We start from the raw sequence: 23,546 nt of genomic DNA on the forward strand, positions 1-23,546 counted from the left end.
ACTTCTCTTAAACATAAGTGTCTTAAGAGAGTTTCCTATTTTGGCTTTGTGTTTTATGGGCTTGGTATCTTAATTATGGAAACATGGCAAGAGTTAAAAGTAACGGTTAAGCGTGAGGGGGAGGAATTAGTTTCCAATCTCTTGATCGAGTTAGGCGCCCAAGGGGTAGCGATCGAAGACAGCATGGACTATGTGGGAAATGTCGACCGTTTCGGTGAGATTTTCCCTGAGGTCGAGCAGCAAGAAGAAATCGTGGTGACTGCCTACTACCCTGACACAGTTGATGTAGCAGCGGTGGAAGCGGACTTGCAAACTCGTCTTGCAGAATTGACCGACTTTATGGATCTGGGTGAGGTTAAGATTGGCACGACTGCCTTGGCTGAGGAAGACTGGGCAGATAATTGGAAGAAATACTATGAACCAGCTCGTATCACCCATGATTTGACTATCGTTCCGTCTTGGACAGACTATGAGGCGACAGCTGGAGAAAAGATTATCAAGCTAGATCCAGGGATGGCCTTTGGGACAGGAACGCATCCGACGACCAAGATGAGTCTCTTTGCCTTGGAGCAGGTTCTTCGCGGTGGAGAAACAGTCCTGGATGTAGGGACAGGTTCAGGCGTCCTTTCTATTGCTAGCTCGCTTCTGGGTGCCAAAGAAATCTTCGCCTATGACTTGGACGATGTAGCGGTTCGTGTCGCTCAGGAAAATATTGAACTCAATCCTGGCATGGAAAATATCCATGTAGCCCCAGGTGATTTGCTTAAAGGCGTGGAGATTGAAGCTGACGTCATCGTGGCCAACATTTTGGCGGATATCCTTATTCATCTGACAGAGGATGCTTATCGCTTGGTCAAGGACGAAGGCTATCTCATCATGAGCGGGATTATCAAGGACAAGTGGGACATGGTGCGTGAGTCAGCTGAGTCAGCTGGATTTTTCCTTGAAACTCACATGATTCAAGGAGAATGGAATGCCTGTGTCTTCAAGAAAACCAAGGATATTTCAGGTGTGATTGGAGGCTAGCATGCAGCAATATTTTGTAAAAGGCAGTGCAATCTCTCCTGTCACTATCGAGGACAAGGAAACCAGCAAGCATATGTTTCAGGTCATGCGCCTGACAGAAGATGATGAGGTGACCTTAGTCTTTGATGATGGCATCAAGCGTTTGGCGCGCGTGGTCAATGTAGAAGCCCGTCAGTTGGAGCTGATTGAGGAATTAGCAGACAATGTAGAACTACCAGTTCAAGTGACCATCGCATCGGGCTTTCCCAAAGGAGACAAGCTGGAGTTCATCACTCAGAAAGTAACAGAACTCGGAGCTAGTCAGATCTGGGCCTTCCCTGCAGACTGGTCCGTTGCCAAGTGGGACAGCAAAAAATTGGGGAAAAAGGCCGAGAAACTAGAAAAAATCGCTCTCGGTGCAGCTGAGCAAAGCAAGCGGAACTTTGTTCCAAGCATAGAGCTGTTTGAGAGAAAATCAGACTTCTTAGCACAACTTGATCAGTTTGATCGTGTCGTGGTTGCTTATGAAGAGTCAGCCAAAGAAGGAGAATCAGCTGCGCTTATCCAAGCTGTTGCTGGGTTAGAAAAGGGAGCTAAACTGCTCTTTATCTTTGGTCCAGAAGGTGGTTTATCCCCTGCAGAAATTGAATCTTTTGAAGCCAAAGGAGCAGTCCTAGCAGGACTTGGGCCTCGCATCCTACGAGCAGAAACAGCACCACTTTATGCCTTATCTGCCATTAGTGTTTTGCTTGAATTGGAAAAATAAGAGACTATGAAAAAATCACCTAGAAAAGGTGATTTTTTATGCTCTTGAAATGGCGCGCGAAAGAGTCAATAAACGTATCCATGGCGGCAATGGAAACTTTGATTTTTTGATGATTTCGCAGAAAAAATGGATATCCAAACTGTTCCTAATCTTGTGTTCTATTAAAACAGGGCAAATCACACTATTTAGAGCAGGAGAGTATTCCTAGTCTTGATGAAAGATTAGTTTAACTAACAAAAAAATGACTCTGGAAATTGGAGTCATAGAGATGATAAAAGAGGTTGGATTATTATCCAACCTCTTTTTTTATCTTAATGGAATTGCATACCACCATCGACGATAATGGTTTGACCTGTAATGTAGTTTGAATCTGGTCCAGCAAGGAAGCTAACCGCTGCAGCGACATCTTCTGGCTCAGATAGGCGTTTCAATGTAATATCTTTTGCGAATGTTTGCATACCCCATTCGTCGTCTTTTCCTGCATTTTTCCCAACTTCGTGAGCGATATCATACATCATTGGTGTTTTAACGATACCTGGAGCATACGCATTAACAGTGATACCTGAATCAGCTAAGTCACGTGCCAATGTTTGAGTAATACCACGAACAGCGAATTTTGTACCACCATAAACAGTCAAGTTTGGATTTCCGACAACACCTGCTTGAGAAGTAGCGTTGATGATTTTACCACCATGACCAAGTGCTTTGAACTGAGCTTGAGCAGCTTGTGCTCCCCAGATTACCCCACCAACGTTAATAGCAAAGGTACGATTGAACTGTTCTTCTGTAATCGTATCTAGAGGTGTAGTCGGAGCGACACCAGCGTTGTTTACCACAACGTTCAAGTCTCCGAAATGGTCTACAACTTTTTGGAAAGCTGCAGCAACCTCCGCTTGTTTAGACACATCTGCTACAACAGCTAAAGCATTCTCTGCTGACAACTCAGCAACTGCTTTTTCAGCTGTTTCAGCATTGTAGTCTAATACTCCAACCTTAAAACCATCTTGGACCAAGCGTTTTGCGATTGCAAAACCGATTCCTTGACCTGCACCTGTAACAATAGCTACTTTAGACATATGATTCCTCCTTTGGTATCCGTGATACCACTCAAACGTTCATAAAAGAACAGCAAAAGGGTTATAAGTGAGTCGTGATAGGTTTCTAAAAGAATCCCTATCACTTTTTAGTATATACCTTTGTGAAATTAGTGTCAAACAAAGACTGGTTTTTGGAAAAATGAATATTTTTCAAGATCAAAATAATCGAAAACTTTCCTGTGTGAGATTTAGAGTTAGAAAAATAAAACTATCGCGTAAAGGGGAAAGCGCACGATATTTTCCAAGCACTTTTCTTGAAACCCTTTCCTTCTTCTGATAGACTAATACATAGTTTGAAAAAAGGAGACTTAATATGAAAAAATTTGTTGCTGAATTGATCGGTACTTTTATGCTTGTGTTCATCGGAACAGGAGCTGTTGTTTTTGGAAATGGTGTTGAAGGACTTGGACACCTTGGAATTGCTCTTGCTTTTGGTTTAGCAATCGTAGTCGCAGCCTTCTCAATCGGAACTGTTTCAGGTGCTCACTTGAACCCAGCTGTTTCTATCGCTATGTTTGTTAACAAACGTTTGTCATCTTCAGAACTTGTAAACTACATCCTTGGACAAGTAGTTGGTGCTTTCCTTGCATCTGGATCTGTCTTCTTCCTCTTGGCAAATTCAGGTATGTCAACTGCAAGCCTTGGTGAAAATGCCTTGGCAAATGGTGTAACTGTCTTTGGTGGTTTCTTGTTTGAAACAATCGCAACATTCTTATTTGTTTTGGTCATCATGACTGTAACTTCAGCAAGTAAAGGTAATGGCGCAATTGCTGGTTTGGTCATCGGTTTGTCATTGACAGCTTTGATTCTAGCTGGCTTGAACATTACTGGACTTTCAGTAAACCCAGCTCGTAGCTTGGCTCCAGCTGTCTTGGTAGGTGGCGCAGCTCTTCAACAAGTTTGGATTTTCATCCTTGCACCAATCGTTGGTGGTGTTCTTGCAGCTCTTGTTGCGAAAAACTTTCTTGGAACAGAAGAATAATTGAAATTCAAAAAGCCTTGCTCCTCATCTTGAGGAACAGGGCTTTTTCGTATGATACTCTTCGAAAATCTCTTCAAACCACGTCAGCTTCGCCTTGCCGTATGTATGGTTACTGACTTCGTCAGTTCTATCCACAACCTCAAAACAGTGTTTTGAGCTGACTTCGTCAGTTCTATCCACAACCTCAAAACAGTGTTTTGAGCTGACTTCGTCAGTCTTATCTATAACCTCAAAGCAGTGCTTTGAGCAACCTGCGGCTAGCTTCCTAGTTTGCTCTTTGATTTTCATTGAGTATGAGTTTAACGGTTGTCAATTTTCTCTGGATAGAGGTCATGTTGGAAGAGGCGTTGTTCTGCCAATCCTTCATACTTGGTTCCAGGTCTACCGTAGTTGTAGTAGGGGTCGATTGAAATACCACCGCGAGGTGTAAATTTTCCCCAGACTTCTAAATAGCGAGGGTCTAGCAAGTTGACCAAGTCTTTCCCGATAGTGTTGATACAGTTTTCATGGAAATCTCCATGGTTTCGGTAGCTAAAGAGGTAGAGTTTGAGGGATTTTGACTCGACACAGAGCTTGTCAGGAATGTAGGAAATATAAATAGTTGCAAAGTCTGGTTGAGCAGTGATGGGACAAAGTGAGGTAAATTCAGGACAGTTGAACTTGATGAAATAGTCATTTTCCACATGACGATTGTCAAAGGATTCGAGGACATCTGGTTGATATTCGAAAATGTAGTTGGTTTCTTTGTTGCCGAGGAGGCTGAGGTTTTTCATTTCTTCTTGTTGTGACATGATTTTTTCTTTCTAATCTTAAACACCACGTTGGTTGTCGTAGAGGAGGGTATGGAGTTGAGGAAGGACGCGGACATTGCCCCAGCTATCGTCAGCAGCGACACGTTCCCAGAGTTCTTTGAGGCGGTCCAGTTGGTCTTGGACAATATTGCCTGTAGCCTTGGGCTCAGGATTTCCCGCCGATAAGAAGAGGACATCTGGTTGGTAGCGTTCTTGAATACCTTTGGCAAAGGCTAGATCTGCATCATCAAAGACAGGGATTTTAAAGGTTACTTTGTCTGGGTCTAGTTGGGAAACGATAAAGTCCAAGGTCTCAAAGTTGACTTCCATCTTGGAGGAAGGAGGCTTAGGACTCAGAGTGACTTGGTCGATATCTTTTAACCAATGTTGCCAGCGGGATCCCTGGGTCTCAACAGCCAGAGTGACCCCACGTTCCTTGAGCTTGGTGACAAGTTGAGCCATATTGGCTGCTAGGATAGCAGGATTCCCCCCAGATAGGGTGACATAGTCGTAGCTTCCTAGTTTGTCTAACTCAGCGATTACTTCATCAGCTGTCATACGAGTTGGTTTTTCAGAACCGTCCCAAGTAAAGGCGGAATCGCACCAGTCGCAGTGGTAGTCGCAACCAGCAGTGCGGACAAACATGGTTTTCTGGCCAATAGCACGACCTTCACCTTGAAAGGTAGGCCCAAAAATTTCTAGAACTGGTAGTTTGAGGACACGTTCCTTAGTCATCTAACCACTCCCGTCTAAACTCTGCAAAGGCAGTCGGAGTTTCATAGAGACGAACATATTCCAAACGGAGACCGCGCTCGTCTGGCAACTCTTGGCTCATGGTTTGGAAAATCCAGTAAACCATATTTTCAGCAGTTGTATTCATGTAGGGCAGGGTTTCATTGAGATAGCGATGATCCAAGTGGGGCTCTAAGTAGTCCTTGTAGATAGCTTTGATGTCTCCGAAATCGTAGGTCATACCTCTATCATCTAAAAATCCACTAACAGCGATTTGCAGATGATAGGTGTGACCGTGTAGGGATTTGCACTTTCCTTCATAGTGAAAGAGGTGGTGGGCAGCATCGAAGGTAAATTCTTTTGAGACTAAGGTTCTGTGAGGATTGTAGACAAGAGATTCCCCAGTTTCTTGTTTGATTTCTTTTGGGGCAAAAAACATCAGGCCTCTCCTTTCTGAGAGAGATAAACCTCTAAACCATGTTGGCGTAGATGGCAGGCAGGACAATCTCCACAACCAGTACCGATAATCCCATTGTAGCAGGTCAAGGTCTTCTCACGAACGTAGTCAAAGGCACCAAGTTGGTCAGCTAATTCCCAAGTTTCAGCCTTGTCTAGCCACATGAGAGGCGTTTGGATCACAAAGTCGTAATCCATAGCGAGGTTGAGCGTGACATTGAGTGATTTGACAAAGACATCCCGACAGTCAGGATAACCTGAAAAGTCTGTTTCGCACACTCCTGTCACGATATCCGTAATTCCACGCTGCTTGGCAAGAACTGCCGCAAAGGACAGAAAGAGATGATTGCGACCGTCAACGAAGGTATTAGGAACCTCTCCTTCTTTTTGCTCAATTTCTAAATCTGAAGTCAAGGCATTTTCAGTAATTTGTCCTAGCAGAGACATATCTAGGATATGATGACGAATTCCTTGTTCCTCAGCGATTTCTTTGGCCACTTGAATTTCTAAATGGTGGCGTTGACCGTAGGCAAAGGTAACGGCTTCGACCCTTTCATAGTGTTGCTTGGCCCAGAAAAGGCAGGTTGTTGAATCTTGACCGCCACTAAAGACGACCAAGGCTGATTGACGTTTCATAGTACTCCTTCCAAAATGGGAAATGTTCAGAGCACGCAAAAAGCCCCCTAGAGGGAGCTAAAAAATACCAAGTAGAGGTTTTTTTAGCGATGGCATGTCCCAAACATCGTAATATTCTAGTTACAGTCTAGCATATTTTTTGAAAAATGGCAAAGGGCAAGAAAAAAGAGACCAAATGAATGCACTTGGTCTCTCCTTTGATTAGCTTAATTCAGCAACGATGGCTTTGATTTGTTCTGCGGTGTGAACACCAGCCACTTGTTTAACAACTTGTCCATCTTTCTTGAAGAGAAGAGTAGGGATAGACATGATACCAAATGCACGAGCTGTGTTTGGATTTTCATCAACATCCATTTTAACGATCTTCAAGACATCTTCTGAAAGTTCTTCAGACAATTTGTCCAAGATTGGACCTTGCATACGACATGGACCACACCAAGTAGCCCAGAAGTCTACCAAGACCAATCCGTCTTTAGTTTCTTGTTCGAATGTTGCATCTGTAATTGCTTTTGCCATAGTATTTCTCCTTTTTAATTATATTGGCTTAAATCTTGTTTCATGAGATAGAAGAAAACATCTCCATAAGTCCCATGGTAGTCCAAATCATGTCCCTTGTAGGTTACTTTTTGGACAGGGTAGTAGTCTGCGACACCAATCAGGCAGGCATGTTGAGAACGTTCAAATTCTTCGTATGACTCGAAGGTCATGGTTCTCTCTTGCTTGCTGGCATCAAGATAAGTGATTTCAATCATAAGATTCTCCTTTGCTAAATCATATCTTCATTTTACTCCTTGGAAAAAGGAATGTCAAGAAAATTGCTTGCGCACGCAAGTTTTTTTGTAAAAATTTTAGGAAAGCCAACTTGCTTTTGTTTCAAGGCTCTCTTCTACAGCTTTTTGTAGATAGGCAAGAGTTGTCTGACCCTCCTTAGTGAGGCAGATAAAACTAGCTCGCTTATCCTGGTCACAACATCTCCGACTAAGTAAACCGCAGTTTTTGGCTTCTAGGCGTGCCACCATTCGTGATACTGCGCTTGGACTCAGATGGAGTTTGTCCGGCAGGTCAATCTGTCTCAAAGATTTTTCTTGAGCCTGATTTAAAAAGTGCAAGAGATAGAATTCTTTGAGCGTTAGGCTTTGGTCACTCTGCTCAGCAATCGTTTGCTCTAAAAGAGCTTCTAGCTCTACTTGTCGGCGGTTGAAGTCAAACCATTTTTCTAAGTAAGTCATATCAATCTCCTTTCTATATGGTAGTTATAAACAGATCTGCCTATCTGAGATGCTTGCGCACGCAATTAGTATACAACTTTTTGGAATAGATAGCAAGAAGGATGTTTCTTGTGTATTTCCTTGAAATTTTCTGAAAAAAGAGTAAACTGGTATGCAGAAAGTCTATTTGTGGAGTAAACGATGAAATTATATGTTCAGTTAATGATTCTCTTTGTCATTTCACTGATTGGTGAGGGAATCTCTAGCTTTTTCCATTTGCCTATTCCTGGAAGCATTATCGGTTTGATTATTTTATTTTTAGCCTTGCAGTTCAAGTGGTTGCGGGTACGTCATGTCAACATGGTTGGGAATTTTCTCCTAGCGAATATGACTATCCTCTTTCTACCTCCTGCAGTTGGGATTATGGAGAAATTTGATGTGATTGCTCCCTATTTATTGCCCATTGTCTTGATTGTCTTTTTTGCAGCAGTTATCAATATTATCTTGATTGCGCTTGTAGTTCAGTTTATCAAAAAGCGTTATGAAGGAGATTACGAAGAAAGAGGTGCCAAATGAGCGAATTTGTATCCAATCCACTTTTTGGGATAGCCTTGTCCATTTTGGCTTATCTTGGAGGCATGATTATCTTTAGACGGTACCCTCATCCTCTGACCACTCCCTTGCTGCTAGCAACTTTATTTATCATTGTTTTTCTAAAACTGACTGGTATTTCTTATGTTGCCTATTATCAAGGTGGGGTCTACCTCAATAACTTGATTGTTCCCTCAACAGTGGCTCTAGGAATTCCTCTTTATAAGAGTTTTCACCTCATGAAACACCATGTTAGAAGTATTCTACTCAGTAGTTTCCTTGCTGTTGTTGTAAATACAGTTTTTACAGCTTTAGTTGCAAAATTTTTCGGTATGGATTTCTTCTTGGCAATTTCGCTTTTCCCAAAGTCTGTAACGACGGCCATGGCAGTTGGAATTACGGATAAGCTACAAGGAATAGCGACGATCACCTTGGTAGTTGTGGTAGCAACTGGTATTTTGACTAGCGTTATTGGACCAACACTTTTAAAATGGCTAAAAATTGACGATCCAGTAGCTGCTGGTCTTGCTCTTGGAGGAACTGGTCACGCAGTTGGGACTGGAACAGCTTTTCGCTATGGACCAGTTGCAGGTGCTATGGGAGGACTAGCCATCGGTGTCACCGGTATTCTCTATGTATTTGTAAGTCCCATCGTAGCAGGTTTGATATTGAGTTAAAAAATAAGAATGTTATATTTCTTTGTGTAAAAAGAAGCCCCTAGCTTTATTTGCTAGGGGCTTCATTCATTATTGTAAGTTTACTTTGTTCTTTAAAATATAGTAGGTTCCGAGATAGCAGCCGACGCTAAGGATTAAGTCTTTGAAAATTTCAAAGGATAATACCCAATTGTAGTCGAAATCGATGCGAAGATTTAGGGTGATAAATCCAAGAACAACTTGGATGGCTATGTAGGCGACGACTGCAAGAGCTGTACGGTATTCATTAAAGAGTTGGCCGATAGAGATAGACAAGTAGATACAAAGAATACCTGCAAGAGTGTTAAAAATATAGGAAATCAAGGCTAACCAGAAATTATCTGTATAATTTTTTAGCATATACTCGGCAAAACTAGATAGGAAGGCGTCTGGTTGAATCATGGAAATGATAATATAAAGGCTAAAAAGGAAAACCACTGTACTTGTCAAAGACCAAACAAAGGCTCCAAGCAGTTTAGCGGAGAGGATCTGGTGTTCAGATACTGGCAGGGTGAGTGTTAGATAGCCACGACGATCATAAACACTTCTCTTAAATCGTTGAATAATCAAAATCAAGGTTGAGATACTCAAAGTAATAACCAGACCACCAAAAACCAGAGATAGAAATACTAACATAACAACGCCCTTATCTTGATAATAGGTGCTTGAGAGGCTACTGCCCTGAATTCCTATGATGACAGAGAGGGAGAGTACAGCAGCATAGAGGGCTAAAAACCATTTGTTGACATTTTTAAATTCATAACGAACTAAATTCCAAAACATAATAATCTCCTTTAACTAGGCTTTGAATTCGTGACGGAAGAGCTGGTCAATTGATTCACCCGACTCGTAACGAATATCATCCACATTCCCTTGACGGACGACTTTTCCGTCCTTGAGGAAAATAATCTCATCCAAGATAGGCTCGATATCCGAAATCAAGTGAGTTGAAATCAAGACAGTCGAAGTTGGAGAGTAGTTGTTGATGATGGTGTTCAAGATGTAGTCACGAGCTGCGGGATCGACACCACCGATTGGTTCGTCAAGGACGTATAGACGAGCGTCACGACTCATGACCAGGATCAACTGAACTTTTTCTTTGTTCCCTTTTGAGAGTTTCTTGAAACGGCTATTCTCGTCGATACCAAGGTCACGAAGAAGACCTTGAGCACGTTCCAGATTAAAATCTTTATAGAAGGTCTTGAAAAAGGTAAGAGCTTCTTTGACCTTCATCTGTTCGTTGAGATAGGTCGTATCAGGTAGATAAGAAACGATAGCCTTAGTTGCTGGGCTTGGTTCCATGCCATTGATGAGGATACGTCCTTGCTCTGGTTGGAGTAAACCGTTGATTAGTTTAATCAGGGTTGTTTTTCCGGAACCGTTTGGGCCAAGGAGACCCACAATCTTTCCTGCCGGGATTTCAAGGGAAACATTTTGAAGAGCAGGGCTTGCTCCATAGAATTTTGAAACATTTTCAAACGTTAACAAGGTCATAGTCTAAACTCCTTCAATATAATCTCTCAAAACAGTTGGTAGTTCTTCTTTTTCATAGCCAAATTCTACCATACCTGTTACAAACTGCTGCAGTTGTTCTTCAGATAGTTGCTTCCGGGATTGGAGGATTAGGTCCAAATCCTCGGTGACAAAACGTCCTGCAGTCCTCTTGGTGTATACGAAGCCTTCTCTTTCTAGGTCTGATAGGGCACGTTGGATGGTATTTGGATTGACGCCAGCCACACTAGCCAGTTCTCTGACAGTTGGCAGTTGTTGGTTGGGTTCTAGTTTATGAGAAACGATTTGCAGTTTAATCTTATCCATTATCTGCAAATAAATGGGTTTGTTGTTATCAAATGTCCAGGACATCACGGTCTCCTTTCAACAATTTCCTTTTGTGTCACTTAAATAATACAACTAAACAAAAAACTTGTCAAGCTAAAAGGAGAATTATTTTGGGAATTGCTTAAAAAATGGTATAATGAAAAGAAAACGACAAGGAGGGGAAGGCATGCGTTGTCCAAAATGTGGCGCTACAAAATCAAGTGTTATCGATAGCCGTCAGGCTGAAGAAGGAAATACGATTAGAAGAAGACGTGAGTGCGAAGAGTGTCAACATCGTTTCACAACCTATGAACGAGTTGAAGAGAGAACACTGGTAGTTGTCAAAAAAGATGGAACTCGAGAACAATTCTCAAGAGATAAAATCTTTAATGGAATTATTCGTTCAGCTCAAAAACGTCCGGTGTCTAGTGATGAGATTGGTATGGTGGTCAATCGTATCGAGCAAAAACTCCTCAGTCGCAATGATAATGAAATTCAAAGTGAAGATATTGGTTCTCTTGTTATGGAAGAGTTGGCTGAACTAGACGAAATCACCTACGTTCGTTTTGCTAGTGTTTATCGTAGCTTTAAAGATGTGAGCGAGCTCGAAAATCTTCTCAAACAAATTACGCAATCTTCAAAGAAGAAAAAGGAAAAATAAATGAAGCCTAATGATCGTTTTTCTTTTCTAAAGAATAATCGGGTGTCGCAAGATCCCACAACTTTGGTGCAGTGCTACCTCCCGATTATCGGTCAGGATGCGCTGAGTCTTTACCTTTATACCTTAGCTTTTTGGGATGATGGACAAAAAGAACACCTGTTTGCAGCTATCCTCAACCACCTCAATTTTGGGATGGACAGACTCTTAAAGGCTTTTAAAATCTTAACAGCCTTCAATTTGGTTACCCTCTATCAAAAGGGTGACGGCTATGAACTTGCTATTCATCCAACACTTTCTCAATCTGACTTCTTGCATCATACAGTGTATCGTACTTTGTTGGAGAAAAGGATTGGCGATACAGCAGTTTCTGATTTACGTCAAGAGGCTGCAGACGGAGAAGCTTTGACGGTTCATTTGAGTCAGGCCTTTCCAGAGATAGAAGAATTGGCTAGTCATGATGAGACACCAGTAAAAGCTGATTTTAAAAATGATTTTGATTTGGAGCATTTTCGTCAGCTCATGGCGAGAGATAATCTCCGTTTCCAAGATGAACAGTCAGATGTTTTAGAGTTATTTAAAATCGCTGATGAGAAAAAATGGACCTGGTTTGAGACCTATCAGCTAGCAAAAGGAACAGCAGTTTCTCAAGTCATTTCTATCAAGCGTATGCGTGAAAAATTAGCGCAAGAGTCTGTTTCATCGGATTTTAGTCCTAAGGAAGCGACCATTATCCGAGAAGCTAAAAGTAAAACGGCCCTAGAATTTTTAGCGGGAATCAAACAAACCCGAAATGCAGGAATTATCCAAGCTGAACGCGATTTGCTAAAACAGATGGCAGACCTAGGCTTGCTTGATGAAGTTATCAATGTCGTTATACTTTTGACCTTCAACAAGGTTGATTCGGCCAATCTCAATGAAAAATATGCCATGAAAGTGGCCAATGATTACTCTTATAACAAAGTCAGAACTGCTGAAGAGGCTGTGCTTCGAATTAGAGAAAAAAATCAAAAGGGGCAAGAATCAAAAACAGCGAAGACAAGCCAGGCAAAAACCAATGTTCCTAAATGGAGTAATCCAGAATATAAAAACACGTCATCAGCTGAGGAATTGGAAGAAATGGAACGCCAAACCCTAGAATTATTAGCGAAATTAGATAATGGAGGTGAATAGATGGAAAGTGTAGGAGATGTGCTAAAAGGTCATCCCAGCCGTTTTCAATACCAGGACCTGGTCCATCAGATTGTAAAAGATCCTGATGTTGCGGCTTTTATCCAGAAGGAATCTCTCAGTCAAGAGGAATTGAATCGTAGTATCTCTAAGTTTAACCAATACATCACCGAGCGTGATAAGTTCCTTCGCGGAGATACAGACTATATCGCGCGTGGTTACAAGCCTATCCTGGTCATGAACCATGGTTACGCAGATGTATCCTATGAGGAAACTCCGGAACTGATTGCGGCTGAAAAAGAAGCAGCTATTAAGAAACGTCTAAAATTAATCAATTTACCATCTAGTTTGAAAAATGTCAGCTTTTTAGATGTTTATCGTGATGATGTTGCACGTTTAGCTGTTCTAAATAGAATGATCAAATTTGTTAATGATTACCCAGAAAACCGTAAAGGTCTCTATCTCTATGGAGATTTTGGGGTAGGAAAGAGCTTTATGGTGGCTGCCCTAGCCCATGATTTGTCAGAAAAACGTGGCGTTTCATCAACTCTTCTCCATTATCCGAGCTTTGTCATTGATGTCAAAAATGCTATCGGTGATGGAAATGTCAAGAATTTGGTGGATGAAATCAAGCAAGCTGAAGTCTTGATTTTGGATGATATTGGCGCCGAGCAATCAACGCCTTGGGTTCGTGATGAAGTCTTGCAAGTCATTCTCCAGTATCGTATGCAGGAAGATTTGCCAACCTTCTTTACCTCAAATTTCAATTTTGAAGATTTGGAAAAACATTTTGCTAAAGGCAAGAATGGAAACGATGAAACATGGGAAGCTAGACGCGTTATGGAGCGTATCCGTTATTTAGCAGAAGAAACACGACTAGAAGGAGAAAATCGCCGATGAGTGAAACAATCACATTAATGAAATCTCATACCTCGGTTCGCAGATTTAAAGAAGAAGCGATTCCTCAGGAAGATTTAAATACCATTTTGTCAGCAGGACAAATGGCCTCTTCTTGGAAAAATTTCCAATCTTATTCTGTGATTCTAGTCAGAAGTCAAGAAAAGAAAGATGCTCTTTATGAACTAGTTCCTCAGGAAGCTATTCGTCAATCAGCAGCATTCTTGCTCTTTGTTGGTGATTTAAACCGTGCAGAAAAAGGAGCTCGTCTCCATACCGATACTTTCCAACCTCAAGGTGTGGAAGGTCTCCTCATTACTTCTGTGGATGCTGCTTTGGCTGGACAAAATACCTTGCTTGCGGCAGAAAGCCTAGGCTATGGTGGAGTGATTATTGGTTTGGTGCGTTACAAATCTGTTGAATTGGCAGAACTGTTCAACCTTCCTGACTATACCTACCCAGTTTTTGGGATTGCACTGGGTGTACCTAACCAAAAACATGACGTGAAACCAAGATTACCACTCGAAAATGTTGTCTTTGAGGAAGAATACCAAGAACAAACAACGGAGGCTATTGAAGCTTATGATCGTGTGCAGACTGAATATGCAGGAGCTCGTGCGACTACCACTTGGAGTCAACGTCTTGCAGAGCAATTCGGTCAGCCTGAACCAAGCTCAACTAGAGAAAATCTTGAACAAAAGAACTTAATGTAGAAAGTGAGAAAACATGGCCTTACCAACTGTTGCCATCGTAGGACGTCCCAATGTTGGGAAATCAACCCTGTTTAACCGTATTGCAGGGGAACGCATCTCAATCGTAGAAGATGTCGAAGGAGTGACACGGGACCGTATCTATGCTACTGGTGAATGGCTTAACCGTTCTTTCAGTATGATTGATACTGGAGGGATTGACGATGTTGATGCTCCATTTATGGAACAAATCAAGCACCAGGCAGAGATTGCCATGGAAGAAGCTGATGTCATCGTTTTTGTAGTTTCTGGAAAAGAAGGCATCACAGATGCTGACGAATACGTAGCACGTAAACTCTATAAAACTCATAAACCTGTTATCCTCGCTGTCAACAAGGTTGATAATCCAGAGATGCGAAATGATATCTATGATTTCTACGCTCTTGGATTGGGAGAACCATTGCCAATTTCATCTGTGCACGGGATTGGTACAGGGGATGTACTAGATGCCATCGTCGAAAATCTTCCACATGAAGTCGAAGATGAAAATCCAGATGTCATTAAATTCAGCTTGATTGGTCGCCCGAATGTCGGAAAATCTAGCTTGATCAATGCCATTTTGGGAGAAGATCGTGTGATTGCTAGTCCCGTAGCTGGTACAACTCGTGATGCCATTGATACACATTTTACAGATGCGGATGGCCAAGAGTTTACCATGATTGATACGGCTGGTATGCGTAAGTCTGGTAAAGTCTATGAAAACACGGAAAAATACTCAGTCATGCGTGCCATGCGAGCTATTGACCGTTCAGATGTAGTTTTGATGGTCCTCAATGCCGAAGAAGGCATCCGTGAGTACGACAAGCGTATCGCAGGATTTGCCCACGAAGCTGGTAAAGGGATGATCATCGTAGTTAACAAGTGGGATACTCTTGAAAAAGATAACCACACCATGAAAAACTGGGAAGAGGATATCCGTGAGCAGTTCCAATATCTGCCTTACGCACCTATTATCTTTGTTTCGGCTTTGACCAAGCAACGTCTCCACAAACTTCCAGAGATGATTAAACAAATCAGCGAGAGTCAAAATACCCGTATCCCATCAGCAGTCTTGAATGATGTCATTATGGATGCTATCGCCATCAACCCAACACCGACAGACAAAGGGAAACGTCTCAAGATCTTCTATGCGACTCAAGTGGCAACTAAACCACCGACCTTTGTGATTTTTGTCAACGAAGAAGAACTGATGCATTTCTCTTACTTGCGTTTCTTGGAAAATCAAATCCGCAAGGCCTTCGTCTTTGAGGGGACGCCAATCCATCTGATCGCAAGAAAACGGAAATAAAATGATAAAAAGAAGAAGGTTAACAGACCTTCTTTTTTGTAGATGATAGCAAGAGCGTAGATCTAATTTGTCATCAAATTAACATCATTTTCCTAGTCCTTGTCACGGTTTTGTAATGGAAACGTACTTTCTTTGTAAGATTCAAAATGCTATAATGCTCTAAACAATTTTCCTTGCATAAGGAGGTTATTATGAAAAAAGATAGATTGTTAAAGAATCCTTTCTTGGTGCGTCTACTTGGATTACTGATGGCATTTTTCTTCCTATCAGCATTCACGGCGCCTGAAAAACCAGACTATGGTATCTATGACCCAAATCATTATTTGACAGAGGAAGTAGTTACTCAGATTCGTGATTTGAATGAAGCCAATAGTCAAAAGGCAGAAAAGCTTCAAATAGGCGTCTATATTGTAGATAGTCTAGAAGGAGAAAGCATTGAAACAGTGGCTAATGAAACTGCCAGGGCTTGGAAGGTTGGCTATTCAGGAGATAATTTTGGAAGTCTTATTGTAGTAGCCGTTCAAGACCGTAAATCAAGAATTGAAACCAGTAATAACACCGCCATTAGAATAACGGACTATCAAACCAAGCAGCTCTTGGCAGCCAGCCGTACAGATTTTAAAACTGGTGACTATGGTAAAGGAATTCTAGCGATTGCCAAAGGCTTGGACAATCAGTTTTATAGAGGAAGCGGAACATTTCCATCTGATGATTCCTCTGAAATTAAACGTTATTCTGATAGCATCAGTGGGAAAAAATCGAGTCGCAATAGTAGCTCGTCTAGTCATAGTAAGAACAGTGACCCTATGGACAATGTGTTCGGAGTCGGGATAATCATTTATTTCATTGTCGTATTTATAGCTATTATTAGAGGAGGCGGTGGTGGCCGAGGAGGAGATTCCTCTGACGGCGGATGGTGGTTTAGTGACTCATCTGACTCAGGTTCATCTTGGTCAGATTCAGGCTCAGACTCTTCTAGTAGCTGGGACGGTGGCGGCTTCGATGGCGGTGGTTCATCCGATGATTGGTAATGTTCGTGTAAAAATTAAGAAAATAAGTAGGTTTAGATATGAAAAATAAAGGAATTATTTATGTGTTGAGCATTTTGCTGGCTATTATCTTGCTTGGCGGTTGCTCAGTAGTAGGCACTTATAACGGACTTGTCTCTGAACAAACCAAGGTCGAACAAGCGCAAGCTGATGTAGCGACAGCTCTTCAACGTCGTTCTGACTTGATTGGAAATTTGGTAGAGTCTGTAAAAGGTCAGATGAACCATGAGACAGAGGTTTTCACCAAGATTGCGGAAGCTCGTGCTAAAATCGGGAATGGCTCCGTAACTTCAAAAGAAAATCAAGAGGCTCAAGGAGAGTTGAGTTCAGCTATTTCACGTTTGATATCACTAACAGAAAATTATCCAGAACTCAAGAGCAATCAAAATGTGGAACAACTCATGACGGAACTGGCTGGAAGTGAAAATCGTATCTTTGTAGCCCGTAAGGATTACAACAAAGTGGCAACAGAATACAATCAAAAATTAAGAAGCTTCCCAACAGTTCTTTTCGCTAACATGATGAACTTTAAAGAGGCAGAAACCTTTAAAGAAAGCGAAGAAGCTAAGACAGCTCCAAAGGTTGACTTTAGTACTTCTACAACCAAAGAGTAGGCTTGAATTTTCTAAAAGAAAATCAATGATTAGCAATAGTTTGAATATTTACAAAAAAAGGCTCTCAATGAGCCTTTTTTAGCTTGTATAAACACGGATTCTTTCTTGAAAAAGCTGGGCAAATATGCTACAATAAAAAGAACATTCTAAAATATTCAGAATTTAAAGTAAGGAAAAAAATGGCAAATTTATTAAAAACAATCATCGAAAATGATAAAGGGGAACTTCGCCGCTTAGAAAAGATGGCTGACAAAGTCCTCAAATACGAAGATGAAATGGCTGCTTTGACAGACGAGCAGTTGCAATCTAAGACAGAAGAATTTAAGCAACGTTATCAAAATGGCGAAACCCTTGATCAACTATTGTACGAAGCCTTTGCGGTTGTACGTGAGGGAGCTAAGCGTGTTCTTGGACTTTTCCCATACAAGGTTCAGGTTATGGGTGGTATCGTTCTTCACCACGGTGACGTTCCAGAAATGCGTACAGGTGAAGGGAAAACCTTGACAGCGACAATGCCGGTATACCTTAATGCCCTTTCAGGAAAAGGTGTCCACGTAGTTACCGTCAACGAATACCTTACAGAACGTGACGCCACTGAAATGGGTGAGTTGTACTCATGGCTTGGTTTGTCAGTAGGGATCAACTTGGCAGCAAAATCTCCAATGGAGAAAAAAGAAGCTTATCTCTGTGATATTACTTACTCAACGAACTCAGAAATTGGTTTCGACTATCTTCGTGATAACATGGTTGTTCGTGCGGAGAATATGGTTCAACGTCCACTCAACTATGCCTTAGTCGATGAGGTAGACTCTATCTTGATTGACGAAGCTCGTACTCCGTTGATCGTTTCAGGAGCCAATGCAGTTGAAACTAGCCAACTCTACCACATGGCTGACCACTTTGTGAAGTCTTTGGATAAAGATGACTACATCATTGATATTCAGTCTAAGACAATCGGTTTGTCTGACTCTGGTATTGACAAGGCTGAAAGCTTCTTCAAACTAGAAAATCTTTATGATATCGAAAATGTGGCTTTGACTCACTTTATCGACAACGCCCTTCGCGCCAACTACATCATGATTCTTGATATTGACTATGTGGTCAGCGAAGAACAAGAAATCTTGATTGTCGACCAATTTACAGGTCGTACCATGGAAGGTCGTCGTTACTCTGATGGTTTGCACCAAGCGATTGAAGCTAAAGAAGGTGTACCAATCCAAGATGAAACTAAGACATCAGCATCGATTACCTACCAAAACCTTTTCCGTATGTATAAAAAATTGGCAGGTATGACAGGTACTGGTAAAACAGAAGAAGAAGAATTCCGCGAAATCTACAACATTCGTGTTATTCCAATTCCTACTAACCGTCCGATCCAACGTATCGACCATTCAGACCTTCTTTACGCTAGTCTCGATGCAAAATTCAAGGCTGTAGTAGAAGATGTTAAGGCGCGTTACCAAAAAGGTCAACCAGTCTTGGTAGGTACTGTTGCCGTTGAAACCAGTGATTTTCTTTCTAAGAAATTGGTTGAAGCAGGCGTACCTCACGAAGTATTGAATGCTAAAAACCACTATAGAGAAGCGCAAATCATCATGAACGCTGGTCAACGTGGTGCGATCACTATCGCAACCAACATGGCCGGTCGTGGTACCGATATTAAGCTTGGTGAAGGGGTTCGTGAACTTGGTGGTCTTTGTGTCATCGGTACAGAACGTCATGAGAGCCGTCGTATCGATAACCAGCTTCGTGGACGTTCAGGTCGTCAAGGTGACCCAGGTGAGTCACAGTTCTACTTGTCACTCGAAGATGATTTGATGAAGCGTTTCGGTTCAGAACGTTTGAAGGGTGTCTTTGAACGTCTTAACATGTCTGACGAAGCCATCGAATCTCGTATGTTGACACGTCAGGTCGAAGCAGCGCAAAAACGTGTTGAAGGAAATAACTACGATACTCGTAAACAAGTCCTCCAATATGATGATGTTATGCGTGAACAACGTGAGATCATTTACGCACAACGCTATGATGTTATCACTGCAGAACGTGACTTGGCTCCTGAAATTCACGCCATGATTCGTCGTACGATTGGACGAATTGTCGATGGGCATGCTCGTTCTAAACAAGATGAAAAACTTGAAGCAATCTTGAACTTTGCCAAGTACAACTTGCTTCCAGAAGATTCGATTTCACTTTCAGACCTAGAAGGTTTGTCTGACCAAGCTATCAAGGATGAACTATACCAACGTGCATTGAAAGTCTACGATAGCCAAGTTGCTAAACTTCGTGATGAAGAAGCTGTGAAAGAATTCCAGAAAGTCTTGATTCTACGTGTTGTAGATAACAAGTGGACTGACCATATCGATGCCCTTGATCAGTTGAGAAATGCAGTTGGTCTTCGTGGTTATGCCCAAAACAACCCTGTCGTGGAATATCAAGCGGAAGGCTTCCGTATGTTTAATGATATGATTGGTTCGATTGAGTTTGATGTGACTCGCTTGATGATGAAAGCACAAATTCATGAACAAGAACGACCACAAACTGAACATCATATCAGTACGACAGCAACTCGAAATATTGCTGCGCAACAGAAAGATCTTCCAGCTGATTTGGATCTCAGTCAAGTAAAACGTAATGACTTATGCCCATGTGGATCTGGTAAGAAATTTAAAAACTGTCATGGTAAACGACGTTAAGAATGATTAATTTTCAGGCGGATGCCTAGTGAAAAGTGAATTTTCGCTTGGCGTCCGTTTGCTTTATAAGGAGATGGATAATGGTATTTACAGCAAAAAGCCCTAAAATTAATATTGATGAAGTTCGTAGTTTGTCTAAACTAGAAGGACAAGTACTTGCGAACAAACTCCAACGTGATCAAGAGCTTGAAGCAATTATTCGTGGGGAAGACCAACGCATCTTGTTAGTAATTGGTCCTTGCTCGTCTGACAATGAAGAAGCAGTCCTAGAGTACGCTAAGCGTTTGTCAAAACTTCAGGAAGAAGTCAAAGACCGCGTCTTTATGGTCATGCGTGTCTATACTGCTAAACCACGTACTAATGGTGATGGCTATAAGGGCTTGATTCACCAACCAAATGCCAAAGAAGCGCCTAGCCTCATCAATGGAATCAAGGCGGTTCGTCATCTGCACTACCGTGTTATTTCTGAAACAGGAATGACAACAGCAGATGAAATGTTGTACCCAGAGAACCTTCCCTTGGTAGATGATTTGATTTCTTATATGGCAGTTGGGGCTCGTTCAGTCGAAGATCAACAACACCGTTTTGTAGCCAGCGGAGCAGATTTTGCGACAGGTTTTAAAAATCCAACCTCAGGAAATCTCAATGTCATGTTTAACGGTATTTATGCAGCTCAAAACAAGCAAAGTTTCCTTTTCCTAGGGAAAGAAGTCGAGACTACTGGAAATCCTCTATCGCACGCTATTCTCCGTGGAGCTCTTAACGAGTACGGGAAAAACATTCCTAACTACTACTACGATAATTTGATGGATACTATTGCTCAGTATGAAAAGATGGGACTTGAGAATCCATTCATCATTATTGATACCAACCATGATAATTCAGGGAAACAATACATGGAGCAGATTCGTATCGTTCGTCAGACCTTGATTAACCGAGACTGGAATGAAAAGATTAAAAAATATGTTCGTGGATTCATGATTGAGTCTTATCTAGAAGACGGTCGTCAAAACGAACCTGAGGTCTTTGGTAAATCAATCACGGATCCATGTCTTGGATGGGAAAATACGGAAGCTCTTGTTCGTGAAATCTACCAAAGACTAGGAGAATAATATGGCATTTATCGAGAAAGGTCAAGAAATCGATATTGAAGCGATTAAGGCGGAAACACGGCTATCTGCAGAAGCCTTGCAGTATAAGGAAAGCCGTGACCAAGAACTCGCAGATATCCTTTCAGGAAAGGATGACCGCGTCCTTTTAGTCATTGGACCTTGTTCGTCTGACAATGAAGAAGCAGTTCTTGAGTATGCTCGCCGTTTGGCAGACTTGCAGAAAAAAGTGGCGGACAAGATTTTCATGGTCATGCGTGTATATACTGCGAAGCCACGTACCAATGGAGATGGCTACAAGGGCTTGGTTCATCAGCCAGATACTTCTAAAGCTCCAAGCTTAATCAATGGTTTACAGGCTGTTCGTCAGCTTCATTATCGAGTGATTACAGAAACTGGATTGACTACAGCAGATGAAATGCTTTACCCAGCCAATCTCGTCTTGGTTGATGACTTGGTGAGTTATCATGCAGTGGGTGCGCGTTCAGTCGAAGACCAAGAACACCGTTTTGTAGCTTCGGGAATTGATGCACCAGTGGGAATGAAGAACCCAACATCTGGAAACCTATCTGTGATGTTTAATGCCATCTATGCTGCACAAAACAAACAAACCTTTCTCTTTCATGGTCAAGAAGTTGAAACTTCAGGAAATCCCTTGGCTCACGTCATCCTTCGCGGTGCTTTGAATGAATACGGGAAAAATGAACCTAACTTCTACTATGAAACCCTTCTAGATGCTATTGGGCGTTACGAGTCTATGGGGCTCGAAAATCCCTTTATCATGATTGATACCAACCATGATAATTCAGGGAAACAGTATATGGAGCAAGTTCGCATTGTTCGCCAAACTCTTCTCAACCGTGCTTGGAATGAAAAAATTAAGAAGACAATTCGAGGCTTCATGATCGAATCTTACTTAGCAGATGGGCGCCAAAACCAGCCAGAAATCTTTGGACGTTCCATTACAGACCCATGTTTGGGCTGGGAAAACACAGTAGCTTTAGTAGAAGAAATCTATTCTACCTTAACAAAATAAGTGAAAAGGATGGAGTTGGGGGGATCTCAACTCCTTTTGATGAAAATGATAGTTGGACACGGAATCGATATTGAAGAATTAGCTTCTATACAAAATGCAGTTGAAAAAAGAGAAGGTTTTGCGCAGCGTGTCTTGACAGACAAGGAAATGGATCGCTTTACCAACCTCAAAGGTCGCAGACAGGTCGAGTATTTGGCTGGTCGTTGGTCAGCTAAAGAGGCTTTCTCAAAGGCTATGGGAACGGGAATTGGGAAGCTAGGCTTTCAGGATTTGGAAGTCTTGAACGATGAAAAGGGAGCTCCCTACTTCAGCAAATCCCCATTTTCAGGAAATGTTTGGTTATCGATTAGCCATACAGAACAGTTTGTGACAGCTAGTGTTATTTTGGAGGAAAATCATGAAAACTAGTCCACATAGACCAACCAAGGCCCTTATTAATCTAGAAGCAATCCGCTACAATATCCAACAGATGGGAGCACACATTCCTAAAGGCACTCTCAAATGGGCGGTTGTGAAAGCCAATGCGTATGGACATGGAGCGATAGCTGTTGCAAGAGCTATCCAGGATGATGTTGATGGCTTTTGTGTGTCAAATATTGATGAAGCCATCGAACTCCGTCAGGCAGGTATCGCTAAGAAAATTCTTATTTTGGGAGTATCTGAGGTTGAATCTTTTTCATTAGCTAAGGATTTTGATATTACCTTGACAGTGGCAGGATTGGAATGGATTGAGAATCTCCTTGATACTGAGTCAGACTTAGCTGGTTTAACCGTTCACCTTAAGATTGACTCAGGTATGGGACGAATTGGTTTTAGAAGTGCCAGTGAGGCCGAACAAGCCCAAACTATGCTCAAAAACCATGGTGCCTCTGTCGAGGGAATCTTTACGCACTTTGCTACTGCAGATGAAGAGTCAGATACCTACTTTAAGCAACAGCTAGAGTATTTCAAGGGAATCCTAGATGATTTGCAAGAAGTGCCCAAATTCGTTCATGCTAGTAACTCCGCAACTACTTTATGGCATGCGGAAACGATTTTTAATGCTGTTCGCATGGGGGATTCCATGTATGGTCTCAATCCAAGTGGACAAGTATTGGACTTGCCTTATGAACTAAAACCAGCCTTAACCTTGGAGTCAGCCATCGTACATGTCAAAACAGTAGAGGTTGGAGCTTGTATGGGCTACGGAGCGACTTATCAGGCAGACAGTGAGCAAGTCATTGCCACTTTGCCAATCGGTTATGCAGATGGTTGGACACGAGACATGCAGAATTTCTCAGTTCTGGTGGATGGCCAATTGTGTCCCATTGTAGGGCGTGTATCCATGGACCAAATCACCATTCGCTTACCTAAGCTTTACCCATTGGGTACCAAGGTAACTTTAATTGGCTCAGACGGTGATAAAGAAATTACTGCAACAGATGTAGCAGTTTACCGAGGAACCATCAATTATGAGGTGGTTTGTCTCCTCAGTGATCGAATTCCAAGAGAATATTATTAAGAAAT

The 23,546-nt window shown here is 41.8% G+C and carries 28 protein-coding genes; 17 read left to right on the forward strand and 11 right to left on the reverse strand.

The annotated features are described in order from the left end of the window. Window positions 1–75: 75 nt before the first annotated feature. Window positions 76–1,026 carry a 50S ribosomal protein L11 methyltransferase gene (gene prmA, locus SPAR10_RS03310; protein WP_004250761.1) on the forward strand — a complete coding sequence of 317 codons (951 nt, stop codon included), beginning with the start codon at window positions 76–78 and terminating at the stop codon, window positions 1,024–1,026. 1 nt (window position 1,027) lies between these two features. Beyond that, a complete protein-coding gene (locus SPAR10_RS03315; protein ID WP_004250762.1) occupies window positions 1,028–1,771 on the forward strand; it encodes a 16S rRNA (uracil(1498)-N(3))-methyltransferase in 744 nt (247 codons plus the stop codon). 311 nt (window positions 1,772–2,082) lie between these two features. Here SPAR10_RS03315 and SPAR10_RS03320 read toward each other — a convergent pair whose 3' ends face one another. Then, window positions 2,083–2,847, reverse strand: a complete 765-nt coding sequence (locus SPAR10_RS03320; protein ID WP_004250763.1) for a (S)-acetoin forming diacetyl reductase — start codon at window positions 2,845–2,847, stop codon at window positions 2,083–2,085. Between the two features lie 334 nt (window positions 2,848–3,181). Here SPAR10_RS03320 and SPAR10_RS03325 point away from each other — a divergent pair, with 334 nt between their 5' ends. Next, window positions 3,182–3,850, forward strand: coding sequence for an MIP/aquaporin family protein (locus SPAR10_RS03325; RefSeq protein WP_004250764.1), 669 nt, complete (start codon window positions 3,182–3,184; stop codon window positions 3,848–3,850). A gap of 299 nt (window positions 3,851–4,149) precedes the next feature. On the opposite strand, the gene queF is transcribed toward SPAR10_RS03325, so the two are convergent. From queF to SPAR10_RS03365, 7 genes are all read right to left on the reverse strand, one after another. Next, on the reverse strand, window positions 4,150–4,641 hold the full coding sequence (gene queF, locus SPAR10_RS11165; RefSeq protein ID WP_004250766.1) for a preQ(1) synthase: 492 nt from the start codon (window positions 4,639–4,641) through the stop codon (window positions 4,150–4,152). 18 nt (window positions 4,642–4,659) lie between these two features. Next, the gene (gene queE / locus SPAR10_RS11170; protein WP_004250767.1) at window positions 4,660–5,376 is read right to left on the reverse strand and encodes a 7-carboxy-7-deazaguanine synthase QueE; all 717 of its coding nucleotides are present in this window, start codon (window positions 5,374–5,376) and stop codon (window positions 4,660–4,662) included. Beyond that, a complete protein-coding gene (gene queD, locus SPAR10_RS03345) occupies window positions 5,369–5,812 on the reverse strand; it encodes a 6-carboxytetrahydropterin synthase QueD (RefSeq protein WP_000464566.1) in 444 nt (147 codons plus the stop codon). Before queD ends, queE begins: the two co-directional genes overlap by 8 nt. After that, complete coding sequence (gene queC, locus SPAR10_RS03350) at window positions 5,812–6,465, reverse strand: 7-cyano-7-deazaguanine synthase QueC (protein WP_004250769.1); 654 nt, start codon at window positions 6,463–6,465, stop codon at window positions 5,812–5,814. Before queC ends, queD begins: the two co-directional genes overlap by 1 nt. Window positions 6,466–6,666: 201 nt before the next feature. Then, the gene (gene trxA, locus SPAR10_RS03355; RefSeq protein ID WP_001029581.1) at window positions 6,667–6,981 is read right to left on the reverse strand and encodes a thioredoxin; all 315 of its coding nucleotides are present in this window, start codon (window positions 6,979–6,981) and stop codon (window positions 6,667–6,669) included. 14 nt (window positions 6,982–6,995) lie between these two features. Continuing rightward, on the reverse strand, window positions 6,996–7,217 hold the full coding sequence (locus SPAR10_RS03360) for a DUF4649 family protein (protein ID WP_004250771.1): 222 nt from the start codon (window positions 7,215–7,217) through the stop codon (window positions 6,996–6,998). 96 nt (window positions 7,218–7,313) lie between these two features. Beyond that, a complete protein-coding gene (locus SPAR10_RS03365) occupies window positions 7,314–7,694 on the reverse strand; it encodes a MarR family winged helix-turn-helix transcriptional regulator (protein WP_004250773.1) in 381 nt (126 codons plus the stop codon). 180 nt (window positions 7,695–7,874) lie between these two features. Here SPAR10_RS03365 and SPAR10_RS03370 point away from each other — a divergent pair, with 180 nt between their 5' ends. After that, window positions 7,875–8,249 (forward strand): CidA/LrgA family protein, encoded by a 375-nt coding sequence (locus SPAR10_RS03370; protein WP_004250774.1) that lies wholly within the window; start codon window positions 7,875–7,877, stop codon window positions 8,247–8,249. Then, entirely contained in the window at window positions 8,246–8,941 is a 696-nt protein-coding gene (locus SPAR10_RS03375) for an LrgB family protein (protein WP_004250776.1), read from the forward strand. The genes SPAR10_RS03370 and SPAR10_RS03375 overlap by 4 nt, the downstream gene beginning before the upstream one ends. A 69-nt stretch (window positions 8,942–9,010) precedes the next feature. Here the strand turns inward: SPAR10_RS03375 and SPAR10_RS03380 are convergent, their stop codons facing one another. Genes SPAR10_RS03380 through SPAR10_RS03390 form a run of 3 tightly spaced genes read right to left on the reverse strand, consistent with a single transcriptional unit; the run spans window position 9,011 to window position 10,822 of the window. Beyond that, complete coding sequence (locus SPAR10_RS03380; protein WP_004250778.1) at window positions 9,011–9,742, reverse strand: hypothetical protein; 732 nt, start codon at window positions 9,740–9,742, stop codon at window positions 9,011–9,013. A 15-nt stretch (window positions 9,743–9,757) separates the two neighbouring features. Continuing rightward, a complete protein-coding gene (locus SPAR10_RS03385; RefSeq protein WP_004250779.1) occupies window positions 9,758–10,453 on the reverse strand; it encodes an ABC transporter ATP-binding protein in 696 nt (231 codons plus the stop codon). Between the two features lie 3 nt (window positions 10,454–10,456). Next, the gene (locus tag SPAR10_RS03390; protein WP_004250781.1) at window positions 10,457–10,822 is read right to left on the reverse strand and encodes a GntR family transcriptional regulator; all 366 of its coding nucleotides are present in this window, start codon (window positions 10,820–10,822) and stop codon (window positions 10,457–10,459) included. A 142-nt stretch (window positions 10,823–10,964) separates the two neighbouring features. Here SPAR10_RS03390 and nrdR point away from each other — a divergent pair, with 142 nt between their 5' ends. The 12 genes from nrdR (at window position 10,965) to alr (ending at window position 23,541) form a co-directional block, all read left to right on the forward strand. Beyond that, the gene (gene nrdR, locus SPAR10_RS03395) at window positions 10,965–11,438 is read left to right on the forward strand and encodes a transcriptional regulator NrdR (protein WP_004250782.1); all 474 of its coding nucleotides are present in this window, start codon (window positions 10,965–10,967) and stop codon (window positions 11,436–11,438) included. After that, window positions 11,439–12,608 (forward strand): replication initiation and membrane attachment family protein, encoded by a 1,170-nt coding sequence (locus SPAR10_RS03400; protein ID WP_004250783.1) that lies wholly within the window; start codon window positions 11,439–11,441, stop codon window positions 12,606–12,608. It begins immediately after the preceding gene. Beyond that, window positions 12,609–13,505, forward strand: a complete 897-nt coding sequence (gene dnaI / locus SPAR10_RS03405; RefSeq protein WP_004250785.1) for a primosomal protein DnaI — start codon at window positions 12,609–12,611, stop codon at window positions 13,503–13,505. It begins immediately after the preceding gene. After that, on the forward strand, window positions 13,502–14,215 hold the full coding sequence (locus SPAR10_RS03410) for an NADPH-dependent oxidoreductase (protein ID WP_004250787.1): 714 nt from the start codon (window positions 13,502–13,504) through the stop codon (window positions 14,213–14,215). Before dnaI ends, SPAR10_RS03410 begins: the two co-directional genes overlap by 4 nt. 13 nt (window positions 14,216–14,228) lie before the next feature. Next, complete coding sequence (gene der / locus SPAR10_RS03415) at window positions 14,229–15,539, forward strand: ribosome biogenesis GTPase Der (protein WP_004250788.1); 1,311 nt, start codon at window positions 14,229–14,231, stop codon at window positions 15,537–15,539. A 191-nt stretch (window positions 15,540–15,730) separates the two neighbouring features. Then, a complete protein-coding gene (locus SPAR10_RS03420) occupies window positions 15,731–16,570 on the forward strand; it encodes a TPM domain-containing protein (RefSeq protein ID WP_004250791.1) in 840 nt (279 codons plus the stop codon). A 38-nt stretch (window positions 16,571–16,608) separates the two neighbouring features. Then, window positions 16,609–17,202 (forward strand): LemA family protein, encoded by a 594-nt coding sequence (locus tag SPAR10_RS03425; protein WP_004250792.1) that lies wholly within the window; start codon window positions 16,609–16,611, stop codon window positions 17,200–17,202. Window positions 17,203–17,381: 179 nt separating this feature from the next. After that, a complete protein-coding gene (secA, locus tag SPAR10_RS03430) occupies window positions 17,382–19,895 on the forward strand; it encodes a preprotein translocase subunit SecA (protein ID WP_004250793.1) in 2,514 nt (837 codons plus the stop codon). Between the two features lie 80 nt (window positions 19,896–19,975). Continuing rightward, on the forward strand, window positions 19,976–21,007 hold the full coding sequence (locus SPAR10_RS03435) for a 3-deoxy-7-phosphoheptulonate synthase (RefSeq protein ID WP_004250795.1): 1,032 nt from the start codon (window positions 19,976–19,978) through the stop codon (window positions 21,005–21,007). Between the two features lies 1 nt (window position 21,008). Next, a complete protein-coding gene (locus SPAR10_RS03440; protein WP_004250797.1) occupies window positions 21,009–22,040 on the forward strand; it encodes a 3-deoxy-7-phosphoheptulonate synthase in 1,032 nt (343 codons plus the stop codon). 45 nt (window positions 22,041–22,085) lie between these two features. After that, the gene (gene acpS, locus SPAR10_RS03445) at window positions 22,086–22,448 is read left to right on the forward strand and encodes a holo-ACP synthase (RefSeq protein ID WP_004250798.1); all 363 of its coding nucleotides are present in this window, start codon (window positions 22,086–22,088) and stop codon (window positions 22,446–22,448) included. Beyond that, on the forward strand, window positions 22,438–23,541 hold the full coding sequence (gene alr / locus SPAR10_RS03450) for an alanine racemase (RefSeq protein WP_004250800.1): 1,104 nt from the start codon (window positions 22,438–22,440) through the stop codon (window positions 23,539–23,541). The genes acpS and alr overlap by 11 nt, the downstream gene beginning before the upstream one ends. Window positions 23,542–23,546 lie beyond the last annotated feature (5 nt).

Source organism: Streptococcus infantis SPAR10 (assembly GCF_000279535.1).
In the GTDB taxonomy this organism is placed as follows: Bacteria; Bacillota; Bacilli; order Lactobacillales; family Streptococcaceae; genus Streptococcus; species Streptococcus infantis_I.

Excerpts from the sequence above, each read along its gene's own strand:
- prmA (WP_004250761.1), top strand. The coding sequence starts at position 76 with ATGGAAACATGGCAAGAGTTAAAAGTAACGGTTAAGCGTGAGGGGGAG.
- SPAR10_RS03315 (WP_004250762.1), top strand. The coding sequence starts at position 1,028 with ATGCAGCAATATTTTGTAAAAGGCAGTGCAATCTCTCCTGTCACTATC.
- SPAR10_RS03320 (WP_004250763.1), bottom strand. The coding sequence starts at position 2,847 with ATGTCTAAAGTAGCTATTGTTACAGGTGCAGGTCAAGGAATCGGTTTT.
- SPAR10_RS03325 (WP_004250764.1), top strand. The coding sequence starts at position 3,182 with ATGAAAAAATTTGTTGCTGAATTGATCGGTACTTTTATGCTTGTGTTC.
- queF (WP_004250766.1), bottom strand. The coding sequence starts at position 4,641 with ATGTCACAACAAGAAGAAATGAAAAACCTCAGCCTCCTCGGCAACAAA.
- queE (WP_004250767.1), bottom strand. The coding sequence starts at position 5,376 with ATGACTAAGGAACGTGTCCTCAAACTACCAGTTCTAGAAATTTTTGGG.
- queD (WP_000464566.1), bottom strand. The coding sequence starts at position 5,812 with ATGTTTTTTGCCCCAAAAGAAATCAAACAAGAAACTGGGGAATCTCTT.
- queC (WP_004250769.1), bottom strand. The coding sequence starts at position 6,465 with ATGAAACGTCAATCAGCCTTGGTCGTCTTTAGTGGCGGTCAAGATTCA.
- trxA (WP_001029581.1), bottom strand. The coding sequence starts at position 6,981 with ATGGCAAAAGCAATTACAGATGCAACATTCGAACAAGAAACTAAAGAC.
- SPAR10_RS03360 (WP_004250771.1), bottom strand. The coding sequence starts at position 7,217 with ATGATTGAAATCACTTATCTTGATGCCAGCAAGCAAGAGAGAACCATG.
- SPAR10_RS03365 (WP_004250773.1), bottom strand. The coding sequence starts at position 7,694 with ATGACTTACTTAGAAAAATGGTTTGACTTCAACCGCCGACAAGTAGAG.
- SPAR10_RS03370 (WP_004250774.1), top strand. The coding sequence starts at position 7,875 with ATGAAATTATATGTTCAGTTAATGATTCTCTTTGTCATTTCACTGATT.
- SPAR10_RS03375 (WP_004250776.1), top strand. The coding sequence starts at position 8,246 with ATGAGCGAATTTGTATCCAATCCACTTTTTGGGATAGCCTTGTCCATT.
- SPAR10_RS03380 (WP_004250778.1), bottom strand. The coding sequence starts at position 9,742 with ATGTTTTGGAATTTAGTTCGTTATGAATTTAAAAATGTCAACAAATGG.
- SPAR10_RS03385 (WP_004250779.1), bottom strand. The coding sequence starts at position 10,453 with ATGACCTTGTTAACGTTTGAAAATGTTTCAAAATTCTATGGAGCAAGC.
- SPAR10_RS03390 (WP_004250781.1), bottom strand. The coding sequence starts at position 10,822 with ATGTCCTGGACATTTGATAACAACAAACCCATTTATTTGCAGATAATG.
- nrdR (WP_004250782.1), top strand. The coding sequence starts at position 10,965 with ATGCGTTGTCCAAAATGTGGCGCTACAAAATCAAGTGTTATCGATAGC.
- SPAR10_RS03400 (WP_004250783.1), top strand. The coding sequence starts at position 11,439 with ATGAAGCCTAATGATCGTTTTTCTTTTCTAAAGAATAATCGGGTGTCG.
- dnaI (WP_004250785.1), top strand. The coding sequence starts at position 12,609 with ATGGAAAGTGTAGGAGATGTGCTAAAAGGTCATCCCAGCCGTTTTCAA.
- SPAR10_RS03410 (WP_004250787.1), top strand. The coding sequence starts at position 13,502 with ATGAGTGAAACAATCACATTAATGAAATCTCATACCTCGGTTCGCAGA.
- der (WP_004250788.1), top strand. The coding sequence starts at position 14,229 with ATGGCCTTACCAACTGTTGCCATCGTAGGACGTCCCAATGTTGGGAAA.
- SPAR10_RS03420 (WP_004250791.1), top strand. The coding sequence starts at position 15,731 with ATGAAAAAAGATAGATTGTTAAAGAATCCTTTCTTGGTGCGTCTACTT.
- SPAR10_RS03425 (WP_004250792.1), top strand. The coding sequence starts at position 16,609 with ATGAAAAATAAAGGAATTATTTATGTGTTGAGCATTTTGCTGGCTATT.
- secA (WP_004250793.1), top strand. The coding sequence starts at position 17,382 with ATGGCAAATTTATTAAAAACAATCATCGAAAATGATAAAGGGGAACTT.
- SPAR10_RS03435 (WP_004250795.1), top strand. The coding sequence starts at position 19,976 with ATGGTATTTACAGCAAAAAGCCCTAAAATTAATATTGATGAAGTTCGT.
- SPAR10_RS03440 (WP_004250797.1), top strand. The coding sequence starts at position 21,009 with ATGGCATTTATCGAGAAAGGTCAAGAAATCGATATTGAAGCGATTAAG.
- acpS (WP_004250798.1), top strand. The coding sequence starts at position 22,086 with ATGATAGTTGGACACGGAATCGATATTGAAGAATTAGCTTCTATACAA.
- alr (WP_004250800.1), top strand. The coding sequence starts at position 22,438 with ATGAAAACTAGTCCACATAGACCAACCAAGGCCCTTATTAATCTAGAA.